Below are 20891 nucleotides of genomic sequence, written 5' to 3'. Positions count from 1 at the left end.
CCCAGAAGGTTTTTCTTTGTTCCTGTGGCAAAATAATCAGGTTCGCGTATATGATGCCGGCCGCTGCGTGCAAGCGAGCCGGAGTCAAGGGATGGAAGAGGAAGTGCGATGGCCATTAAAGCCAATCAGGCCAAGAGCCGCAAGAAGAAGTCGGGAGCATCCGTCGATCGTCGCAATATCTGGCTACTCGTCGTCACGACGCTTTTGATCGTTGCGTCGGTATTCGCGTTCACGCCCCCCGCGCAACGCATCAATCAGGGCCTTGATATCCAGGGCGGCCTGTCGGTCGTGCTTACCGCGAAAAGCACCGACGGAAGCGCAATCACCGACGAGGATATGGAGACCTCGCGCGCCATCATCGAGAGACGCGTGAATGCGCTGGGTGCGAGCGAAGCGGTGGTTCAGCGTCAGGGATCCGACCAGGTCCTCGTTCAGATCCCCGGTCTCACCGATACTGAAAAGGCCCTGGAAACCATCGGCAAGACGGGCAAGCTCGAGTTCGCGCGCCTCGACTCCTTCACCGACTCGACGCTGCGCAGCAAGATCGATTCGGGCAACTACGGCGAGAATGCCAAGGTCACCGATGCGTTCGGCAATTCCCTTCCCGCGCAGGACAGCGGCAACCTCAAGGTGGGGTCCGATCAGTACACCGCGATGATCACGGGTGCGAACATCACCGGCGTTTCGGTGGACCACGCATCCGAGGCGGGTACCGATTACGCCGTCAACGTCACGCTCGACGGCGAGGGGAGCCAGGCGTTCGCCGATGCGACGCGCGAGCTGGCGCCCACCAAGGGCAAGATCGTCATCATCTTGGATGGGGAGGTTCAGTCCGCTCCCGCCGTTCAGTCCGAAATCACCGGCGGCAAGGTCTCCATCACGGGCGGCTACACGCTCGATGGCGCCAAGGCCCTGCAGACGGTGCTCCAGAGCGGGTCGCTTCCTGTGAGCTTCGAATACGCGCAAAGCCAGGTGGTCGGCCCGACGCTCGGTCAGGGCGCGCTGGCTGCCGGCGTAGTGGTGGCTCTGGTCGGTCTTGCGCTGGTTATGCTGTATCTGCTGTTCTTCTACCGCGGTCTGGGCCTGATCACGGCGGGCGCCATGGTGGTGTTCGCGGTGTTCTACCTGGGCGTTCTGGCCACTCTTTCCCATTTCGGCCTCTTCAGTCTGTCGTTGTCGGGCGTTGCGGGCATCGTGCTCACTATCGGCATGGCCGCCGACTCGTCGGTGCTTACGGTCGAGCGCTTCCGAGAGGAGGTGCGCATGGGACGCAGCGTGCGCGCGTCTTCGATCACCGGCGTGAGGCATGCCATTCTCACTTCCATCGACGCCGACCTGGTTACCCTGGTCAGCGCTCTGTCGCTGTTCTTCCTGGCGTCCGCGTCGGTGAAGGGCTTCGGCCTGACGCTTGCGTTGGGAATCATCTGCGACATCGTTATGATGCTGCTGTTCAAAGCCCCGCTCATCCGTCTGCTCGCTCCGCGCGTTATCGCGCGCCACCCCGGATTCTGGGACCTCAAGGACAGCCAGGAGGCCCATCGCGCCTATGCGGCGCTTGCCGAAGTCGAGGGCGTTTCCACCTCCGACGCCGAGATCGGCGAGGCTATGAACCGCGCTATCACCGATCGCGTGGCTGGCAAGCGCGAGGAGGAGGGGTCGAGGGCCGTAGCGGCGGTCCGTGCGCTGAAGGGACGCTTCATCAAGCACGACATCGGCTTCATGAAGGGCCGAAGGGTTCTTCTGGCGGTGTCGGCCGTGCTGGTGGCCGCTTCCATTGCGGTGGTGGGCGTCAAGGGCATGAGCTTCGGCATCGAGTTCGTGGGCGGCACGTCCGTCACGTTCTCGAACACCGACGGCGTGACGGCCGACCGCATGAACCAAGCCCTGCGCAACGCGGGCGTCAACGACGCGACCGTTCAGACCACGCAGGCCGACGGCCAAGAGGGCTTTTTGGTCCGCACCACCCAGACCGATGCGAAGGTTTCCAGCGCCGCCGCCGACAAGGTGGCTGCGGAACTGGGGCTTTCCACTTCCGATATCCAGGTATCCACCATCGGACCCGACTGGGGCTCCAGCGTCATCCGCGCATCGCTTATCGCGTTTCTGGTCTCGCTGCTGCTGATCATCGTCTATATCGCCATACGCTTCGAATACAAGATGGGTATCGTGGCGGTGGTGGCGCTTCTGCATGACCTGATCATCGTGATGGGCGTCTACGCGCTGGTGGGACGTGAGATCACGCCCAACACCATCGCCGCGCTGCTTACGATTCTGGGGTACTCGCTGTACGATACGGTGGTCGTCTTCCATCGCATCAACGAGAACGCCAAGGAGCTCAGCATCAAGTGCTCGTTTATGACGATGGCGAATCATTCGCTCAACCAGGTGTTCCTGCGCACGGTGAACACGACGCTCACCTCCATCATCCCCGTCATCGCCATGCTGCTGTTCGGCGGCGAGACGCTGCGGGACTTCGCGTTCCCCATGGTCATCGGCTTGATTGCGGGATCGTACTCTTCCATCGCGGTCGCGACGCCGCTGTTCGCTTTGTGGAAGACCCGCGAAGAGCGCTATGCCAAGCTTCAGAAGAAGTTAGGTCCCGAGGTGGGAACGTTCGAGTTCGATCACTCGGCCTCCGTCTCGGTGACGGGATCGGCCAACCGCAAGAAGCGTCGCTAACAAGAGAATGCCAAGGAGGCAACATGCGTCAAGCCAGCGCCCCTAATTTCTGCCCGCCCACCGAAGAGGGCGTGACCATCGCGCTTCAGGACGAGAATGGCGATTCCATTGAACTCGAGTTCCTGGGAAGCGTGATCATATCCGAACGCGAGTACGGGTTCTTCTTCCCGACAGGGGAAGACGACGCCGATCAATCCGGCGAGGTGCTAGTGCTCGAGGTTGTGGAGAGCGACGAGGAGGGCCAGCCTTCCGAGTTCGAGATGGTGGAGGATGAAGCCATCGCCGATCAGGCGTACGAGGAGTTCCGCAAGGTTGCCAAAGACCTGTACGACTTCGAAGACTAGGTTGTTCGCGTCTCTTTACCAGGGTAGGAGGTTCGCCGCAACGGTGCAGGCCAGCGCGACGGCGAGGGTTATCGCGCATACCGCGTCGCGCGTGCCGAATGCAAGCGGCGCCAGGCGCGTGCGACCCTGTTCGCCGTGGTAGCAGCGCGCCTCCATGGCGTTCGAAAGCGTCTCTGCGTGACGAAATGCGCTGGTGAACAGCGGTACGGCGATCGAGCCGAGCGCGCTCATCCTGGTTTTTCCCCCGCCTTGGGAGAATCTCGCCCCGCGACTGATCTGCGCCATATAGAGGGCCTTCGCCTCGAACGCGAACTGCGGAAGGAACCGCAGCGCGATGCCCATCATCATGCTTAGCTCGTGGACGGGCACGCCCACGCGGCGAAGCGGCTTCAACACGCGCTCGAAGGCCTCGGTGATATCGAGGTTCGTGGTGGTCAGGGTGAGTAGGCTCACCGCCATCAGCAGCAGGATCATGCGGTATCCGAAAAACGCGGCTGTGCGCACGCCCAGTTCGCTTATGGTGACGAATCCCCATTGGAACAGCGTAGCGCCCCCCTGCGTCCAAAACAGGTTGACCAGTGCGGTGATGACGGCGAAAAACAGCAAGGGCGCGATCGATTTCAGCGCGTCTCCCACCGGGATTTCGGCCGCCATCACGCAGGCGAGAACGAATAGGGTCAGGGCTCCGAGAGCGGAAAAAGTCTGCGCGGCGAACGTGATGAAGATAAGGGCGAGGGCGGCAAGCAGTTTGGTGCGCGGATCAAGCCGGTGAACGATGCTCGAGCCCGCCCGATAGTTTCCGAGGATGGGGATATCAGGCATGATGCGTGCCGTCCGATCGGTTGTTGCCCGAGGCGCCCTCGGCGTCTTTTCCCTCTGCCCGTCCATCGCAGTTGCGGGCTCGGTACTGCTCGGACAGCGCCGAGGCAAGGCTTTCGATATCGTAGAGCTTTCGATCGAGGGGGATGCCGCGTGCGCGCAGCGAGTCGGCTATGTTCTGAGCGAAAGGGGCGTCCAGGCCGATAGAGCGCAGTTCGTCTCCGCGGGAGAACACCTCCTCGGGCGTCCCCAGCATGAAGACGCTTCCTCGGTTCAGTACAAGGATGCGGTCGCTCAGGCGCGCGAGGTCATCCATGTTATGAGAGGCCATGAGGACGGTCATGCCCTCATGATGCAGGCGATCGACGAGTCTCAGCATTTCTGCGCGCGCCCGGGGATCGAGCCCGGCCGCCGGTTCGTCAAGCACGAGCACCGAGGGCCTCATGGCGATCACTCCGGCCAGCGCGACGCGGCGCTGCTGTCCCCCCGATAACTCGAAGGGGCTTTTGTCCGCAATGCCGTTTGCATCCAGCTCGACCGCGCGCAGCGCCTCGAGACTGCGCTCGACGGCTTCTTCGTCGGAAAGGCCGAGGTTGCGCGGGCCGAACGATACGTCGGCCAACACGGTTTCGGCGAACAGCTGATGTTCGGGGTACTGGAACACTATGCCGGTGTCGAAGCGGCAGCGCTGTGCCGCCCGCCTGTCGGAGAGGTCGGCCCCGTCGGAGATCACGCGTCCGCCGGTGGGGTGCAGCAGCCCGTTCGTATGCTGGATGAGGGTGCTCTTCCCGCTTCCCGTATGTCCGCATAGACCAAGGAACTCGCCGTCTTCCAGGGTGAAGGACACGTCGCGAAGCGCCCACGCCTGATGGGCGGTCGAACCCCAGGCGGGTTTCTCCGGGGGCGCTCCGTCTTGGACATCCGCCCGGTTCTCCTTGCGAATTCGGGCCATGATCCCGCGTCTGCGCGACGCCTCGGCCTTCTCGTCGTAGGAGTAGCTTACCTGGTCGAAAACAATCGGCACAGTTCGTCCTCCAATGCTCGCTCGTCGATGGAAACGGATACGGGAACCCCTCGCCGCCGCAGCTCGATTGCCAGTTTGGCTGCGCAAGGGACGCCGAGGTGCAGATGCTCCAGGTCTTCGGCGCGCACCAGCACGTCGGTGGGCGCACCGTCTGCGACGATGCGCCCACGGTCCAGCACCACCACGCGATCGGCCGAAGCGGCCTCTTCCATGAAGTGGGTGATCATGACGACGGTCATGCCCGTTTCGTTCAGTTGTCGGCAGATCTTCAGGAGGCCCTTGCGCCCGCGCGGATCGATCATGGCGGTTGCCTCGTCAAGCACGAGGATCTGCGGTTCCATAGCCAAGACGCCCGCCAAAGCGACGCGCTGCTTCTGACCGCCCGACAGCGCACCGGTGTCGCGCTCCTCGAACCCCACGAGACCCACCTGCGCAAGCGCGGCGGTTACGCGCCGGCGCAGTTCGTCGGGTTTCACTCCCAGGTTTTCGGGGCCGAAGGCGACGTCGTTTTCGATGATGCTGGCGACGATCTGGTCGTCGGGGTTCTGAAACACCAGGCCGGCGGTCGATCGGATGAGGTAGAGCGCCGTAGTGTCGTTCGTGTTCCACCCGTTGACCGTCACGCATCCCTCGTCGGGCCGCAAAAGCGCGTCGATATGCTGGGCGAGGGTGGACTTTCCCGATCCGTTTCCGCCCAGGATGCAGACGAATTCCCCTCTTCCGATGGAAAGGTCGATGCCTTTCAGGACGAAGCGCTCGCCGTCGTAGGTGAATCCGACCTGTGAGAAATCGATCATGGCGTTACCTTAGGGTCGTGGTCGTGGGTCGTGCGAGTCGGGCGCATCGAGGCACCTTGGGCCTCGATGCCGGCGAAAAGGCGCTAGCGTCCGCGTACCTGCTTTTTCTTGGGTGTGAGCAGGTTTGACACGCTCTTGTACACGACGAGGGTAAGGGCGGCGTTCACAAGGGACTTCAGAATGTTGAAGGGAAGCAGCACGGGTGCGATCATGCTCAGCACCGCCTCGATGCCGATTCCCGAGTACAGGGGCGTGACCAGCAGGTTGCCGATGATGGCGAACACCACCATGCACACCGCTCCCAGCCCGAGGCCGACCATGGCGCTTTTGAACGTGCGGCGCTTTCCGTAAACGAGGGCCGCGGGAAGCACGAACGCGGTGGTGCAGACAAACACCATGATGGTTCCCCAGAAGTTACTGGTAAGCAGACCGTGGATCAATCCCGTCACGATGCCCACCGCAACGCCGGCGACCGGTCCGAAGGAGAACCCGCTTACCATGGCGGGAACGGCGGAGGGATCGTATTTCAGGTAGGGAACGCCGGGCATGAGCGGGATCTCGATGAACGACAGCAGAACGCCGATGGCGGCCAGAAGCGCCATCGTGACGATCTGGCGCGTCTCCCATCGGTTGGTATTGGTGAATGCGAGTGTCGTTTCGTCGGTGGACATGGTTCCTCCTTGCGCGAGGCAAACGGTTCGCCCGGGCCCGGTTTCCTCGGCCTCGCATCGCAAGGAAAGGCCCGCATGAATTCCTGGATTCATACGGGCCCGTAACCACATGCGAATATAGTGCGATCGCGTGCGATTTCTGCCTCTTCCATCCGGACTGTAACCGTTGGTTCCGGAATTCCACCGGATCGGCCCTGCGAAGCGCAGGGTTCGCGGACTCTCGGGGGGCGCGGCTTGACCGCCGGCTCCGATTACCGCCAGTGAGGATTTTCACCTCGCCCTGAAACAGAATTCATGGGACGAATTCTAGTTCGGGCGCGCTGCGCGTGCAAGGGGCTTTTTCGCCAGTCCGACGGCGTTGCGCGTATCGCCCCCGTATCTTTTCTTCCGATTGCGCTTGATGCGGAATGCTTTGCGGTATGCTCTGCTCTCGGAACATAGAATCAGAGCGGTCAGTGGAAGGCTTGGTGGGTATGTCGTACAGCGGACGGTGCGCGTTCGGATCTATCGGGGGTGCTGCGCGGGGCGAGGGTGAAGTCGCATGATGGAGCTGTCCCCGGCGTTTTGCTGGATACGCTATCGCCTGGCGACCGGCGAGGGCCTCGACGTGCGCCAGGTTCCGTTCGAGTCGTTCGATTCGGGGGAGGCGCGGATCGAAGCGTCGTTCGACGGCGAAGTGCTGGAGCTGGCTATCACGCCCAACGTCGATCTGACGATGGCCGCCTGCTCGATCGGGTTTCGCCACCAGTACGCAGATGACGAACGCGTGCTGCTGAATGGCTATCAGAGCTGGACCGATACGGCCGAGCGTTCCGTGTGGGATAAGATGCGCGGACTGAACCGCGTTCCCGAATTCGTGAAGAGACGCTGCGCGTTGGACGGGATGGGCGATTACCGCTTCGTGGAGTACACGGGCCGCGCGGGCGAGATGCATGCGTTCTCCTATGCGGTGCTTCGGCGGGGTGATCGCTGCCTTCTTCTTGCCTCGCTGGACGAGAGCCAGGGGTTCACCCTGTTCAGAACCGATGCATTCGGGGGAGTGGTGACGGCTGACACCGAGGTGCCCGAACGTATGATCGCGGCGGGCGAGCGCGTTTCGCTGGCGCGTTACTGCGTGGTGTCGGGCTCTGCCGATGAGGTGTACGATCGTTGGTTCGACCTGGTTGGATGTGTTGCCCGCGACAATCTTGCGCTGGTGGGCTATACCAGTTGGTATCGTCGCTTCGATCGCGTGGACGAACGCGGTCTGCTGGACGACCTGAAGGGCGCGGCAGCGTTTTTCGCCGATCATCCGATGAAGGGGGCACGGCGCGTGTTTCGGTTGGACGCCGGGTACTGCTGCGCGGGGGATTGGATGGAGGTCGATCGCACGCGGTTCCCCTCTGGTTTGGACAAGCTGGCCGACCGGATCAGGGCGCAGGGCCTCGAACCCGGTCTGTGGATCGCCCCGTTCGCGTGTTCGGCGGCATCGCGCGTGGCGGCAGAGCATCCCGATTGGCTTTTGCGCGACGATCGCGGGCGGAGGGTAACCGTCGCTCCGCATTGGGGAGGGATGCTTGCACTGAACACCCGGCATCCCGGGGTGCGCGATTACGTGCGCCGCTGCGTTTCCACCATGACGGGCGTTTGGGGCTTCTCCCTCCTGAAGGCCGATTTTCTCTACGCTGCATGCATGTTTCCACACGATGGGATGAACCGCGGGCAGTTGATGGCCGACGCGCTGGGCCTTCTGCGCGAGGCGGCAGGCGAGGCGTGTGTCGTTGTGGGTGGCGGCGTTCCGCTGTCCTCGGCCTTCGGCGTGCTGGATTACGTGCGTGTGGGATGCGATGTGAGGCCGGGCTGGGATGGCCTTTTGCATATGCGCTTGCTGCACCGCGAACGCGCCAGCGCGAAGAACAACATCGCCTCTACGCGGGGTCGCTGCGCTCTTGACGGCCGAGCCTTCGGGATCGATCCCGATGTCGTTACGCTGAGTGGCGATACGAAGCTTTCCGCCGAACGACGGGCGCGGGCGATCGAGGCCTCTTCGTTGGGAAGCGTCCTTTTCACCTCGGACGATATGGGTGCATGGAACGCCCGGCAGAAGGCTGCGTTCGAAGGCGCGTTCCAAGCGATTCGCGCCCGACGGGGGCGGGCTCGGTAATGGAGATGCGGGGCTGTGCTTGCGCGCGGAGCCCCGCGATGCGCGGATCGATAGGGACTAGGCCGTCGGAGCGTCTTGCCGATTCTGCGCGGGCGCTGCCGGGTCGGCTGGCTTCGTGAAGCGACTGACCAGCGGAACCGATATCAGCGAGAGCACCATGGCCGCTGCGCCGCAGTTGATGGCCGAGGCGAAGACCGGCATTCCGAAGGATCCGAGGATCATGTTCCCGACAGTGAGGCCAACCCCGACGACGAAGCTGGTCCATACCGCCGCCCGCGACACGCGCTTCGCATAGAGTCCCCAGAAAAACGGGCCGAGGAACGATCCGGCCAGCGCACCCCAGGAGATAGACATCAGCTGGGCGATGAACGTGACCGAGGACGTGTGCTGCACGAGCGCGATTGCAGCGGATACGGCTACGAACACCGCCAGAAGCGCGCGCATGCACGCCACCTTGCGCTCGGGCGTCTTGAAATCGACGAGGTTGCGATCGATCAGATCGAGGGTGAGTGTTGACGACGAGGTGAGAACCAGCGAGGACAGCGTGCTCATCGAAGCGGACAGCACCAGCACGATAACCAGTCCGATGAGGATGTCGGGAAGGCCCGACAGCATGGTGGGAACGATGCTGTCGTAGACGGGAGATCCGTTGGCCCCGCGTTCGATCTGGTCGCCGTAGAGACGTCCGAACCCTCCTAGAAAGTAGCTTCCCCCGGCAACCACGAGGGCGAACAGGGTCGAGATGATCGCGCCCTTCTGAACGGCCGAGTCGGTTTTGATGGCGTAGAACTTCTGGATCATCTGGGGCAGCCCCCAGGTTCCCAGGCTGGTGAGCACCACGACGCCCAGCAAGTTGGGCAGATCGGGGCCGAAGAGGCTGGCGAAGGGGGCGACAAGGGAAGTGGAGGGGTCGGATACCTCCGCGAGGCTCTGCACCGCCTGCGCGATTCCGCCCTGGCCGTCAAGTACGCCCACGATGACGGCCGCGATGCCGAACAGCATGACGAGGCCCTGGACGAAATCGTTCACCACGGTGGCCATGTATCCTCCTAGCACCACGTAGGCGCAGGTGGCGATAGCCATGATGACGACGCATGCCTCGTAGGGCACGCCGAAGGCCATGCCGAATAGGCGTGAGAGCCCGTTGTAGATGCTGGCCGTGTAAGGGACGAGGAACACGAAGATGATGGCTGCCGATGCGATGCGCAGGGCGTTGGATCCGAAGCGCTTGCCGAAGAATTCGGGCATGGTGGCCGCATCGAGCTCGCGGGTCGCTTTGCGGGTCTTCGGACCCAGCACCCACCAGGCAAGCAGGCTTCCCAACAGTGCGTTTCCCACACCGATCCAGGTGGCTGCCAGACCGTATTTCCATCCGAACTGCCCGGCGTATCCGACGAAGATGACGGCGGAGAAGTAGCTGGTGCCGAATGCGAACGCCGACATCCACGGGCCGACGTTGCGTCCGCCCAGCACGAACCCGTCGATGCTGCGCGATGTTGCGCGCGTAGCGAAGCCGATGCCGATGGCTGAAGCCAAGAAAACGAGCACCATCAGTATTTTTATCATGGGTGGTTCCTATCGATACTGCCGTTGGTGAAACGGTTGCCGAAACAGACGGGCCGGAGGCGCACACGGTTGTTGCCGCGCGGACAGCGCAGCGTACAGGGACTGCGCCCGTGTGCTACAGGTATCGGTAGGAATAAGGGAAAGAGACGAGAGCCGCATCGGTTCGCACCCGGGAGGTGCGGGTCGAAGATGCGTATGTCGTCGAAATGCTCATGGCGCGGAACTATAGCAGAACGAAAGACGGGCCGACGGGAGAAATCGCTTCGAAACACGTCGTTAGCAAAATCTCCCGCCGGCCCACAGAAAAGCTCCGGTCGATCGGCGTACCTAGTCTTGCGTGATCATATAGCTATAGCTGCCAAGCGATTCGGATACCAGCACGCTGTATTTGTTCCCGTCCAGGTCGGTTACCTCGTAGATGATCGTCGATTCGCCGTCGCTACGGTACGAGATCTTCTGGGAATCCGTGTTGACGACCGAGCTTGCAAACGAGTCGATCGAATCGTAGGACTCTCCGCAGGTCACAAAGAAGTCTCCGCGCTGAAGCAGCTCGGTGGACGACAGGGTTCCGATCGTGTCCAAGGAAACGTCGTTGGTGCTGGAGTCGTACAGGTCGACGGTGCGCGACATGTCTTCGCCGATCCATCCCTCCCACTGCTTGTCGAACCGCAGGTCGCAGGACTGGAGAAGAGGGTCGAGGTCGGAGCCGTCGATGTTGATCAGGGCGTAGACCGTGGGGTTGCCCTTCGCGTCTTTCAATCGGCTGCTGTCAAGGGCTCCTGCAGAAGGAGCGGGCGCATTATTGCGCGAATCGTCTTTCGGCGTGCTGGGCGCGGTGATGGCGGGATCGAGTCTGGTATTGCCGGACGACTGCCCCAGCGATGAGAGCGAGCTGAACATCGTGACACCCAGGGAGATATAGCATATAACGCTGATGCCGACGATGGCGGAGATCACGATTTTGGCGACTTTGGACCATCTGCAGGACTTCAGCCACATGAGCACGACGCCGATCGGCCAGAAGAACAGGAGGAACAGCACGACGACCCAGGTCTTGCCGTACCAGGGGGTATTGGAAGCCTGTTCGTAGATGGGCTGTCCGTAGGGCGCCTGCGGCTGCCCCGTGGGAGGAGAGGCCTGCTGGTGCGCGGCGTCTACGGGTTGCGGCGGGGCTGCGACGGGCTGCGCGACCGGTGCGGCCGGTTGAGGTGCGGCAGCGGGCTGCGCGGGCGCCTCGGGTTCGGGTTGCGTTTCTGCGGGTTGGGGCGCACTCATCGGCTGGGAGTCATCGACGGGCGCTGCGGGCAGCGCCGTGCCGCACTCGGTGCAGAAAAGGGCGCTATTCGGGCATTCCGAACCACACTGAGGGCACTTCATAGGAGATCCTTTGGTCGCAGGAATGTAACGTGCATAAATAATACTTGATGTATCGGATATTATCCACGGATTCGCGGGGGTTTCTGCCATCGGGGTCCTGCCTCGGGGCGAGCTTGCGGGGTACAATCGCGTGCGAGCATTCGTAAGGGGGTTGTCCATCATGTCGGCCGATATCGTGATCGTCGAAGGGTTCGTCGAGGCGGACCTGTTCGTCAAGCGAGAAGCGAAAGCGGGGTCGTCCCTGTTCGGAGTCGAGGTTGTTCCCTGGGGTACGTGGGTCTCCTCGCTTTGGGATCTGTTCGGCGACGAGCGGAAGCTGGTCGGTCGCGCCGAGCGCAGCCTGCTGTTGGGCAGGCTCGTGCGCGAGCGTCGCGAACGGGAGGCCGTGACAGGCCAGACGGCTTCTCCCGAGATGGGGATGTGGTCGGACGGCTACGCGAAGTTTGCTGCCGAGCTCGCTTCCACGGGCTTCGGCATCCCTGCGTTCGAGCGGGGCATGTCCGAGCTGGGGCGGCGTTCTCCCCGCTTCGCCCGGGTGAGCTCCCTTCTGTCCGACTACCGCAGCGCCTTGGGATCGGTCGGGCTCGTCGAGCCGGGCGATGCGCTCTCGTTTCTGGCCGAGCATCAGGATCGGGTGTTTCCCCGCAAGAAAACCGTGCGCTTCTCCGAAAGGGCGGCGATAACCCCCCAGCAGCGCTGGTTCGTCGAGGAATGCGACGGCCTCGAGCTTGACGGGGCGCATGCCGGAGACGAGGGGGGCGGGATCCGTTCTGCGGTCGGGCGCCTTCCCGAGGGAGTCGAGCTTCGCTTCCTGTTCCCTTCGGGCGCCTACGCTCAGGCTGGAGCGCTGGCGGATGCTCTGCGTGCGTTTCCGAGCGGAAGCGATGTGGTGGTGGCCTGCAACGATCCGCTCGGACTGTTCGAGAAGCTGGTCGATGCGCTGAACGTGCCCCTGTTCGCGTCTGCCGGGCTGCCGTTTTTCAGATCGTCGTTCGGCTCTGCGATAAGGGGGCTCAACCGTCTGTCGTCCGACGATGCCTCGTGGGCGCCGTGCGTGGTCGATGTGGTGGGAAATCCCCTGCTGGGGTTCCCCGAATGGCGTTCGCAGAAACTCGATGCGCAGCTGAGGGCCGATCGCCTGTCGGATAGGGAGCGGGTTTTATCCGAGCTGCGCGCCGAAAGCGAGCTGTTCGGACGATTCGAAGAGATCGCGCTCGATGCGGATGCCGACGTTCTGCTGGATTTCATACGCGATGGGATTCGAGGCCAGCGTCGGAGGGGGGAGCATTTCGCAGCCGATCAGATCGCGGCTACGTATGCGTTCCAATCGGTTACGTCGGCGGCGCGTCGGGTCGGGGCCGATATGCGGGACTGCATGAGGGCCCTCGAGTTGGTGCGCGTTTCCGTTTCGCGGTCGCGCCCGATGGAAGGCTTTCCGGGAAGCGTGCGGTTTCTCGAGCATCGAGAAGCGGCGCGCCTGGAGCCGGGATCGTGCGACGCTGTGGTGGTGTGCGATATGGACAGCGTCTCCCAGTCGGTGTCCGACCGCGCATCGGCGGCCCAGCTGGTTCTCTCCGATCTGGGGATGCCTCCCTGCGAATCTCCCCTCGACCGCGCGCGTCGCGAATTCTCGCATCTTCAGCATGCTGCCCGCCGCATCTTCGCGGTCGAGCGTTCGCTCAACGATGCGGACGCCGCAGAAGCGTATCCGTCGGTTGTGCTGGAAGAGTTCGTCGACGCCTACCGCGCTGATCCCACCGATATCGACGAGGTGAAAAACGCCTTTCGGCTTCCGTCCAGCCTGCACGGTCTTGCCTCTCAGCGCGGAGAAGAGCTGCTGTTTGAAAACGAGCGCCCGGCTTCGGAAGAAGGCGGCCTCGCGAAGCGCTTGGGGAGAGGCGATCCTCTGGGTTTCGTGCCCGTCGGCTTGGCACCGTTCGTCTATCTGGAAAAACCGGGATCGCGATGGTGCCCGTCCCCCTCTCAGATCGAGTTGTACCTGGAATGCCCCTATCGGTGGTTCGTCGAGCGGAGGTTGCGCCTCGAGTCTCCCGACGAGCTGTTCGGCCCGGCCGAGAAGGGCACCTTTGCCCATGCCGTCTTGGAGGCTTTCTACCGTCGGTTCCAGTGCGAAGTGGCGCCGAAGGTGACCGAGGGCACTCTCGAGCGCGCACGGAAGATCATGCGCGAGGAAGCCGATAGGCTGGCCGATCTGCAGCCGTCCCTCGAGCCCGGTCGCCGCTTGGTGGCTCTCGATCATTTCGAGCGTCGGCGCTTGCAGGAACTGAAGGGTTTTCTCGAGGGGTATCTCGAGGTCGAAGCGGTGCTGCTTCCCGGGTTTCATCCCGCTTACCTGGAGTACGAGCTTCCGCAGGACCCTCCGGTCGCGTATGCGGGCCGCGCGATTCGCGGGCGCGTCGATCGCATCGACGTTGATGGATGCGGAAACGCGGTGATCATAGACTACAAAGGGTCGCTCTCGGCGCGCTACAACGTCGAGGCCGCTCGCGACGAGGGGGTCTGCAAGGTCCAGGCGCTTGTGTACGCCCAGGCGGTGAAGCGCGCGTTGGGGTTGAACGTGGTGGGTGCGCTGTTCGTGCGCTACCGTCGCGGGCCGGGCGGCGGCATTGCCGGTCTGTACGACCCTACAGTGATCGGCGGTGCGGACCTTCCCCTGCCGAAGCCCGAAAAGCTCTCCTGCGATGCGACGGGACCGTTCGGGTTCGCCGAGCTCATGGATGAAACCGAGGCGCGCGTGGAGGAGGCCCTTTCCCGTTTGGAGGCGGGCGATATCGAACCCGCTCCGCTGCATGCGGATGCGTGCTCGTACTGCCCGGTTCCCCGATGCCCGAAACGAGGTGCTTGAAGCGTATGGGACTGACGCCCGGACAGCAGGAGTGCGTCGATATCCTCGATCAGCCGGTGGTTGTGGCCGCCGGAGCGGGGTCGGGAAAGACCTTCACTCTGACGAAGCGCATTGCGCATGCGGTGAAAACGGGATACGTCGACAGCATCGACGAGGTGCTGGCCATCACGTTCACCACGAAGGCGGCCGGCGAGCTGAAAGCGCGCATCAAAAGCGAGTTGCGTGCCATCGGCTGTATCGACCAGGCCCTTTTGGTAGACGGTGCGTGGATATCGACCATTCACGGCATGTGCGCTCGGCTGCTGCGGGCCCATGCGGTGGAGCTGGGGATCGATCCGTGCTTTTCGATGGCAGACGAGCCCCTGGTCGCTCGATTGAAGAGCGAGGCGCTTGAAGGGGCGCTGCGCCGTGCCGAGGATCGTTTCGGCTCGGCGGCCCTCGGCTCTGCGCACGAAGAATACGGTGCGGGCGATCTCGGCGTCGCGGCCCTGGTCTCCGAGCTGATGGACGAAGCCCTCGCCTGCGAGGACGGAGTGTCGTCGCTGGTGCTGCGTACCCCGAAGCTGTCGGTTCGCCAGGCGATCGCCTACCTGGGAGAATGCGCGGAAGCGGTTGCCGAGGTGTGGGTCGCGCTTCCCGAGACGGACAAGCGCATCGTCTCGAAGCTCTCGACGGTCGAAGCCGCCGAGCGTTTGGGAGAGCTGTCGTGCAGCTCCGATCCCTCGTTGGAAGAGGCTCTTTCCATCGCGCGCGACGTGGTGCGCGTTCCGGGGAACTGCGGGGCGAAGTTCAAGGAGCGCGCTTTGCAGGTCGATGCCGACTTCGCCTATGCGGTTCAGACCGCCCGCATGCTGTACGCTTCGGGTTTCCTGTCGATGTTTATCTCGATAGCCAAGGACGCTTGCGCTTCGTTCGGGCACGCCAAGGCCGAACGAGGGGTTTTGGACAACAACGACCTGCTGGTTATGGCCTACAGGGCCCTGGTCGAGCGTCCCGAGATCGCCGCGCGCTACGAGGATCGGTTCAAGCTGGTGATGATCGACGAATTCCAGGACACCGACCGGATGCAGGTTGCCATGATCAAGCGGCTTGCGGGGCCGGGTGCGCGCCGCCTGTGCACGGTGGGCGACTGGCAGCAGAGCATCTATCGGTTCCGCGGGGCCGACGTATCGGTGTATCGCGATCACCTTGAAAAGGTCAGGTCGGACGATGGGGGCAGGGTTATCGAGCTGGCCGATAACTTCCGCAGCCACGCCGACGTTCTGGCGTTCGTCGATCGCGTTTTCGAACAGCCGCAGGTGTTCGGCGGTCGGTTCATGAGCCTTAAGGCGGGACGCAGCGAGCGTCGCGTCGATCGTCCCCTTCCCACGGGGGAACCGCGCGTGGCGGTCGATCTGTTCAGCACGCAGGCGCGGGTGACGCACGGAACCGAGGTGACCGCCCGTCTGCGCGCCCGCCGCATAGCCGAGCGCTTTGCGGCCTATCGGAAGGCGGGATGCGCTGCTTCGGATATGGTCGTGCTGCTGGGCCGTATGACGAGGGCTTCGGTATACGCCGACGAGCTGCGCGCTTCGGGATTCAACTGCGTGGTGGCGGGCGGATCGGTGTTCTCGACGTCGCTCGAGGCGGTCGAGGTCGCCTCTTTGCTGGACGTGCTGGCCGACTCTCACGACACGCAGGCGCTATACCGGGTGCTTACCGGAACGCTGTTCGAGGTGTCCACAGCCGATCTGCTCGATCTGGCGACTGCCCGCCGAGACGGGGCGGTGCATCCGCGCCGCCTCGATCGCGGCCTGTCCGATCTTATGGCGAACGGCAAGCTCGAGGGCGCCGACGTGTCGGATCGTATGGAAAACGCCCGATACGTGCTCGCTGCGGCGCGTTCGATGCTGGCGTCGCGCGGGGTGGCCGAGGCCGTGCGCTTCGCGTTCGTGGAGTCGGGTCTGGCGTCCCGTCTGCAGCGGCGGGGGGGAGAGGGGCTGGCCAGCGCGGGGAACATGTACAAAGCCATCCGCATCGTCGAGGGCCTGGAAGCCTCCGGTGCGGGTGCGGCGGAGGTTTCCCGGTTGTACCGCGCGACCGTCGAAGGCAGCCGCCTCGCTCCCGGCGCCCTCTCGGCGCAGGTGGGCGATTTCGTTCGCATCATGACCGTTCACGCCTCGAAGGGCCTGGAATTTTCCATCGTGGCCATCTCGGAGATGGACGAGAAGCGCCGATCTTCGTCTCCGCTGAGGTCGGCGAGGCTTGGCGGCCGCGTGTACTTGTCTCTGCTCGCCAGAAACGATCGCCTGGCGGTTCCCCATGCAGCCGACCTGGCTGTTGCTTCGGGCGACTTCTTCGACGCCGATGACGACGAGGACAAGCTGGCGAACCTTGTAGAGGAGGGCGAAGATGCCGTGGCGGCCTGTGAAGCCATGGTGAGGCTGAACGACATCGGCGAGGCGGAAGAGGCCAAGCGGCTTCTCTATGTGGGCATCACGCGGGCCAAAGAGGCCGTGGTGCTGTCTATGAAGGGGACGCGCACGAAAGATAGGCCCGACGGATCGCCCGGCGCGGCAGACCCCATGAGCGCCGTGGTTCCCGCCCTGTCCGGACCGGGCGGCTGCTTCGATCCGGGCGTTACGACGTTTTCGTATCGCGGGTCGCAGCCTGCGGTCGTGGTTCACCAGAGCGTTCCCGAAAAGGAGGTCGCGCTGGACGAGATATTCCCACCCCGCGATGCGGACGGGACCGATGCGGGCGGAGACGATTTCATCGTGCCGGTCCACGAGCCGTTCGGGCTGCCCTCGTACGGAACGTTCGAATGGTCGCGCTCCGGCTTCTTCAGCTACTCGTCGCTTGCTCACGGTGACGACAGAATCGATGCTGCCGCGGCGGTCGATGCGGCGGTTCGCTATGCGGTCTCGGTTGATGGCGGGGCGCAAACCGAGGATGACGGCTTGCCGGGGGCCGAACAGCGGGCTTCGCTCGGCGACGCGGACGGAGAAGGGGCGCAGTCGGCTCATTCCGGGCTGTCGTGGAGCGAGGGCTTCCTCGAACCCGAGGACGGTCGTGCGCGCGTTGCCGTGGCCGATCCCGACCGGGCAACCGATGTGGGTTCGGCGTTCCACCTGTTGGCGCAGTATGCGGTTGATTCGCGCGGCGACAACCGGATTGAAGCTCCCTCGTCCGATCGCGTGAGGATCCAGGCGGTCCGGTTCGACCTCGGTCGCATCGAGGCCGCGCGGATCGAGGCGGCTTTGGGGCGTTGGGCCCGAAGCGACATCGCCCGTGAGGTCGAGGCGTTTGGCCGGGTGAGAAGCGAGGTTCCGTTTGCCTATCCGATAGGGCTCTCCGATGGATCCTGTGCGATCCTCGAGGGTGCGATCGACCTTCTGGCCGACGACGCCGTTTCGGAGCGGGCTCTGATCGTCGACTACAAGACGGGCGGTCGCGCCGACGAAAGCGCCGAAGCGCTCGTTCGCAAGCATGCGCTTCAGGCGCTCTGCTACGCCTTCGTGGTGCTGGGGCAGGGATATAACGAGGTCGAAGCCGTATTCGTGCGCGTCGAGCAGCCGCGCGAGGGGGCGCCCGAAGCGCCCCAGTGCGTGCGGTACCGTTTCACGTGCGACGACGCGGAGGATCTCGAGAGCGTGGTGCGCGGGCTAATCGAGCAGGCGTCCGTCTAGCGAGAAAGTGGCCACCTGCCAGGGAATGAACTTACCGCTTGCCATCAGCGCGTTTTTCGTCATCTGCTCGAGGCCTCCGCAGCAGGGCACCTCCATGCGGGCGATGCACACGCTGCGCACGTCGTTCGCTCGGATGATCTCGGCCAGCTTCTCGCTGTAGTCGGTTCCGTCCAGCTTCGGGCATCCGATGAGGGTAACTTTGCCGCGCATGAACTCGGCGTGGAAGTTGCCGTAGGCGAATGCGCAGCAGTCGGCGGCAACAAGCAGGTGCGCCCCGTCGAAATACGGTGCCTGGGTGGGAGCCAGCTTGATCTGGATGGGCCAGTTCCGAAGCTGCGAGGGAACGTTGTGCGGACGATGCGCCTGCTCGGTATCGGGAGCCTGCGCAGCCGGGGCGAGGGATCGCGCGCGTGCTCCGGGACAGCTGGCGTGGTCGTGGTGATGGGCAGGTGCGTTCATGCGGGGTGTCTCCTTCGTTTCGGTTCGGATGCCGGGTCGCGCTGCATGTTCGGCGTCGGCTCGGGCCTCCAGGTTCTTTCTGACGGCTTCCTCGTCGTAGGCCACGGCCTCGCGTTCGACGAAGGTGATGGCGCCTGTGGGGCAGGCGGGCAGGCAGTCGCCCAGGCCGTCGCAGTAGTCGTCGCGCAACAGCCTCGCTTTGCCGTCCACGATGCCGATTGCTCCTTCGTGGCACGCGTCGGCGCAGATCCCGCAGCCGTTGCACTTCTCATCGTCGATCTGGATCACTCGTCTGATCATGATTTCCCCCGCATTCGCGTTTTCGATCGATTCTCTCTTGTGCGCCCATGGTAGCGGTTGCGGGACTTTGCGTATGTTGTGAATCCAACATACGCAAAGTCCTGCATGGGATGGGGCGGCGTATAAACGAAGCGAACCGATCGATGTCGGATGGCGTCGATGCGCACATCGGGACGAAAAAGGAGCGCATATGGGCTCAACTGAGGAATTCATGGCGGCCACGCTCTTGTTCAAAGGCATAGGATCTGACGAAGTTCAGTCCGTCCTGGGTTGTCTGGGTGCGCGTCGCAAGCGTTATCCCAAAGGCGCCTACCTGCTGCATCGGGGCGACAGGACATCGTCTTTAGGCCTGGTTCTGTCGGGGGCGGTGGTCATGCAGGCCGTCGATGTGTGGGGCAATACCAGCATCTTGGGCCGCGCGTCGCGCGGCAGCGTGTTCGCCGAAACCTACGCCGCGGTGAGAGACGAGCCGCTGATGGTGGACGTGGTGGCGCTCGAAGAGTGCGAGGTCCTGTTCCTGAACGTCGAGCGCATCCTCACCACCTGCTCCAGCACGTGCGCCCACCACGCGCTCATCTCGCGCAACCTGCTGTCCATCTTCGCCCAGAAGAACCTCGCCCTGTCGCGCCGCGCCTTTGCGGCGGCTCCCAAAACGATTCGGGGCAAGCTTTTGGCATACCTGTCGTTCGAGGCGGGCCGCTGCGGATCCGACGAGTTCACCATCCCGTTCAACCGCCAGGAACTTGCCGATTACCTGGGGGTCGATCGTTCGGCGATGTCGGCTGAGCTGGGGCGGATGCACAAAGAGGGGATCCTGGAAACCCAGCGGTCGCGTTTCAGGCTGCTCGATGCCGATCGTGTGAGAAATATGTAGACAGCGCAATATTTAATTGTATACAATCGAATATCGTGCAATACTGAGTCCGCAATCAGACGGGGGATGCACCCGTCGTTTCGAGAGGAGCTGTCCTATGAGCGTGTACGATTTCGAAGCCAAGAACCCCGACGGAAGCACGACCTCGCTCGGCGAGTACCGGGGCAAGGTTCTGCTGGTAGTGAACACGGCAACCGGATGCGGCTTCACCCCGCAGTACGAAGAGCTCGAGGCCATGTACAAGGAGTTCCGCGACCAGGGTTTCGAGATCCTCGATTTCCCGTGCAACCAGTTCGCCAACCAGGCTCCCGGCGACGACGAGGAGATCCGCCAGTTCTGCACGCTGAAGTTCGGAACCGAGTTCCCCCAGTTCTCCAAGATCGAGGTCAACGGAGACAACGCCCATCCGCTGTTCGTCGAGCTGGCCGAAGCCAAGCCCTTCCAGGGATTCAGCGGCCTGAAGAAGCTCGTGCTGGACAAGGTGTCCAAATCGGTCGAGAAGGAGTTCGGCGACAAGACCTACATCCGCTGGAACTTCACCAAGTTCCTCATCGACCGCGAGGGCAATGTGGTTGAGCGCTTCGAGCCCACGGACAAGATGGACGAGGTCCGTCGCCGCGTGTCCGACCTGCTGTAACGATTGGCCGGCTCCATCGCCGGGCGCTTCCAATTGAAGGTTTGTCAACAGTGGCTGCGCAAATTCGCTCAGCCACGAGCATTTCAATTGGGTACATGGTAAATTGTACAGCCTGCGATTTAGCGCAATACGATTGTCCGATTCAGCCCAGTAAGAGGTTCCGCTATGTCCGAAGCAGCGCTCGACGATTTCCCCTTGAGTCCCGAGGAAAGGCTCAAGCTTGGAAACCAGCTGTGCTTTCCCCTCTATGCCGCCGCGAAGGAAGTGGTGCGGCGCTATACTCCCCTGCTCGACCTGCTGGGCCTCACCTACACCCAGTATCTGACGATGATGGTCCTCTGGGAGAGGGAAACCGTTTCGGTAAGCGAGCTGGGTGCCGAACTGTACCTCGATTCCGGCACGCTCACGCCGCTTCTGAAGAAGATGGAATCGAAGGGGCTCATTACGCGGCGGCGCAGCAGCGCCGACGAACGGCGCGTCGAGGTGGCTGTTACCGAGGAGGGCGCGGCCCTGCGCAAGAAGGCGCTGGGCGTTCCCCTGCAGATGGCGTCGTGCATGGACCTCGACGCCGACGAGGCGGCGCTTCTGGGGTCCCTTCTGCACAAGCTGCTCGACAACGTGCGCGAGTCCGAACTCGGCTAGCGTTTCGTTTCTGGCCTATAATGGG

Annotated in this window: 15 protein-coding genes and 1 riboswitch; of the genes, 8 read left to right on the top strand and 7 right to left on the bottom strand. The window is 63.2% G+C overall.

Features of this window, described 5'->3' with window-relative positions; genetic code table 11:
• Positions 1–108: 108 nt before the first annotated feature.
• Both secD and EIH26_RS01210 read left to right on the top strand, forming a co-directional pair.
• The gene (gene secD / locus EIH26_RS01215) at positions 109–2679 is read left to right on the top strand and encodes a protein translocase subunit SecD (protein ID WP_124060400.1); all 2571 of its coding nucleotides are present in this window, start codon (positions 109–111) and stop codon (positions 2677–2679) included.
• 23 nt (positions 2680–2702) lie between these two features.
• Positions 2703–3023: a DUF1292 domain-containing protein gene (locus EIH26_RS01210; protein ID WP_124060399.1), complete on the top strand. Its 321-nt coding sequence runs from the start codon at positions 2703–2705 to the stop codon at positions 3021–3023.
• 15 nt (positions 3024–3038) lie between these two features.
• Here the strand turns inward: EIH26_RS01210 and EIH26_RS01205 are convergent, their stop codons facing one another.
• The 4 genes from EIH26_RS01205 to EIH26_RS01190 all read right to left on the bottom strand — a co-directional run bounded on the left by EIH26_RS01205 (position 3039) and on the right by EIH26_RS01190 (position 6334).
• Entirely contained in the window at positions 3039–3845 is an 807-nt protein-coding gene (locus tag EIH26_RS01205; RefSeq protein ID WP_124060398.1) for an energy-coupling factor transporter transmembrane protein EcfT, read from the bottom strand.
• Complete coding sequence (locus tag EIH26_RS01200; RefSeq protein ID WP_124060397.1) at positions 3838–4866, bottom strand: energy-coupling factor transporter ATPase; 1029 nt, start codon at positions 4864–4866, stop codon at positions 3838–3840. The genes EIH26_RS01205 and EIH26_RS01200 overlap by 8 nt, the downstream gene beginning before the upstream one ends.
• A complete protein-coding gene (locus tag EIH26_RS01195) occupies positions 4842–5663 on the bottom strand; it encodes an energy-coupling factor transporter ATPase (protein WP_124060396.1) in 822 nt (273 codons plus the stop codon). Before EIH26_RS01195 ends, EIH26_RS01200 begins: the two co-directional genes overlap by 25 nt.
• Positions 5664–5746: 83 nt before the next feature.
• On the bottom strand, positions 5747–6334 hold the full coding sequence (locus EIH26_RS01190) for an ECF transporter S component (protein WP_124060395.1): 588 nt from the start codon (positions 6332–6334) through the stop codon (positions 5747–5749).
• Between the two features lie 136 nt (positions 6335–6470).
• A riboswitch (FMN riboswitch) is annotated at positions 6471–6626 on the bottom strand.
• Between the two features lie 249 nt (positions 6627–6875).
• Here EIH26_RS01190 and EIH26_RS01185 point away from each other — a divergent pair.
• Complete coding sequence (locus tag EIH26_RS01185) at positions 6876–8477, top strand: glycoside hydrolase family 36 protein (RefSeq protein ID WP_124060394.1); 1602 nt, start codon at positions 6876–6878, stop codon at positions 8475–8477.
• Between the two features lie 57 nt (positions 8478–8534).
• Here EIH26_RS01185 and EIH26_RS01180 read toward each other — a convergent pair whose 3' ends face one another.
• The gene (locus EIH26_RS01180) at positions 8535–10043 is read right to left on the bottom strand and encodes a sodium:solute symporter (RefSeq protein WP_124060393.1); all 1509 of its coding nucleotides are present in this window, start codon (positions 10041–10043) and stop codon (positions 8535–8537) included.
• Between the two features lie 327 nt (positions 10044–10370).
• Positions 10371–11420, bottom strand: a complete 1050-nt coding sequence (locus tag EIH26_RS01175) for a zinc ribbon domain-containing protein (protein ID WP_124060392.1) — start codon at positions 11418–11420, stop codon at positions 10371–10373.
• A gap of 160 nt (positions 11421–11580) precedes the next feature.
• Here EIH26_RS01175 and EIH26_RS01170 point away from each other — a divergent pair, with 160 nt between their 5' ends.
• Together EIH26_RS01170 and EIH26_RS01165 are read left to right on the top strand one after the other, a co-directional pair.
• The gene (locus EIH26_RS01170) at positions 11581–14286 is read left to right on the top strand and encodes a PD-(D/E)XK nuclease family protein (RefSeq protein WP_124060391.1); all 2706 of its coding nucleotides are present in this window, start codon (positions 11581–11583) and stop codon (positions 14284–14286) included.
• 5 nt (positions 14287–14291) lie between these two features.
• On the top strand, positions 14292–17954 hold the full coding sequence (locus EIH26_RS01165; protein ID WP_164470937.1) for a UvrD-helicase domain-containing protein: 3663 nt from the start codon (positions 14292–14294) through the stop codon (positions 17952–17954).
• On the opposite strand, the gene EIH26_RS01160 is transcribed toward EIH26_RS01165, so the two are convergent.
• Entirely contained in the window at positions 17931–18713 is a 783-nt protein-coding gene (locus EIH26_RS01160; protein ID WP_124060389.1) for an ATP-binding protein, read from the bottom strand. The two genes, EIH26_RS01165 and EIH26_RS01160, sit on opposite strands and share 24 nt — an antisense overlap.
• Before the next feature lie 190 nt (positions 18714–18903).
• Between EIH26_RS01160 and EIH26_RS01155 the strand changes: the two genes are divergently transcribed.
• The 3 genes from EIH26_RS01155 to EIH26_RS01145 all read left to right on the top strand — a co-directional run bounded on the left by EIH26_RS01155 (position 18904) and on the right by EIH26_RS01145 (position 20866).
• The gene (locus EIH26_RS01155; RefSeq protein WP_124060388.1) at positions 18904–19587 is read left to right on the top strand and encodes a Crp/Fnr family transcriptional regulator; all 684 of its coding nucleotides are present in this window, start codon (positions 18904–18906) and stop codon (positions 19585–19587) included.
• Positions 19588–19684: 97 nt separating this feature from the next.
• On the top strand, positions 19685–20224 hold the full coding sequence (locus tag EIH26_RS01150) for a glutathione peroxidase (protein ID WP_124060387.1): 540 nt from the start codon (positions 19685–19687) through the stop codon (positions 20222–20224).
• Between the two features lie 165 nt (positions 20225–20389).
• Positions 20390–20866 (top strand): MarR family winged helix-turn-helix transcriptional regulator, encoded by a 477-nt coding sequence (locus EIH26_RS01145; RefSeq protein WP_124060386.1) that lies wholly within the window; start codon positions 20390–20392, stop codon positions 20864–20866.
• Positions 20867–20891: the final 25 nt, after the last annotated feature.

This window comes from Gordonibacter sp. Marseille-P4307 (assembly GCF_900604965.1).
Classification (GTDB): Bacteria; Actinomycetota; Coriobacteriia; order Coriobacteriales; family Eggerthellaceae; genus Berryella.
This window is presented reverse-complemented; position numbering and strand designations above follow the sequence as displayed.

Coding starts and splice junctions, on each gene's coding strand:
- EIH26_RS01180 (WP_124060393.1), bottom strand. CDS start 10,043: ATGATAAAAATACTGATGGTGCTCGTTTTCTTGGCTTCAGCCATCGGC.
- EIH26_RS01160 (WP_124060389.1), bottom strand. CDS start 18,713: ATGATCAGACGAGTGATCCAGATCGACGATGAGAAGTGCAACGGCTGC.
- EIH26_RS01155 (WP_124060388.1), top strand. CDS start 18,904: ATGGGCTCAACTGAGGAATTCATGGCGGCCACGCTCTTGTTCAAAGGC.
- EIH26_RS01145 (WP_124060386.1), top strand. CDS start 20,390: ATGTCCGAAGCAGCGCTCGACGATTTCCCCTTGAGTCCCGAGGAAAGG.
- EIH26_RS01185 (WP_124060394.1), top strand. CDS start 6,876: ATGATGGAGCTGTCCCCGGCGTTTTGCTGGATACGCTATCGCCTGGCG.
- EIH26_RS01210 (WP_124060399.1), top strand. CDS start 2,703: ATGCGTCAAGCCAGCGCCCCTAATTTCTGCCCGCCCACCGAAGAGGGC.
- EIH26_RS01170 (WP_124060391.1), top strand. CDS start 11,581: ATGTCGGCCGATATCGTGATCGTCGAAGGGTTCGTCGAGGCGGACCTG.
- secD (WP_124060400.1), top strand. CDS start 109: ATGGCCATTAAAGCCAATCAGGCCAAGAGCCGCAAGAAGAAGTCGGGA.
- EIH26_RS01150 (WP_124060387.1), top strand. CDS start 19,685: ATGAGCGTGTACGATTTCGAAGCCAAGAACCCCGACGGAAGCACGACC.
- EIH26_RS01205 (WP_124060398.1), bottom strand. CDS start 3,845: ATGCCTGATATCCCCATCCTCGGAAACTATCGGGCGGGCTCGAGCATC.
- EIH26_RS01175 (WP_124060392.1), bottom strand. CDS start 11,420: ATGAAGTGCCCTCAGTGTGGTTCGGAATGCCCGAATAGCGCCCTTTTC.
- EIH26_RS01165 (WP_164470937.1), top strand. CDS start 14,292: ATGGGACTGACGCCCGGACAGCAGGAGTGCGTCGATATCCTCGATCAG.
- EIH26_RS01195 (WP_124060396.1), bottom strand. CDS start 5,663: ATGATCGATTTCTCACAGGTCGGATTCACCTACGACGGCGAGCGCTTC.
- EIH26_RS01190 (WP_124060395.1), bottom strand. CDS start 6,334: ATGTCCACCGACGAAACGACACTCGCATTCACCAATACCAACCGATGG.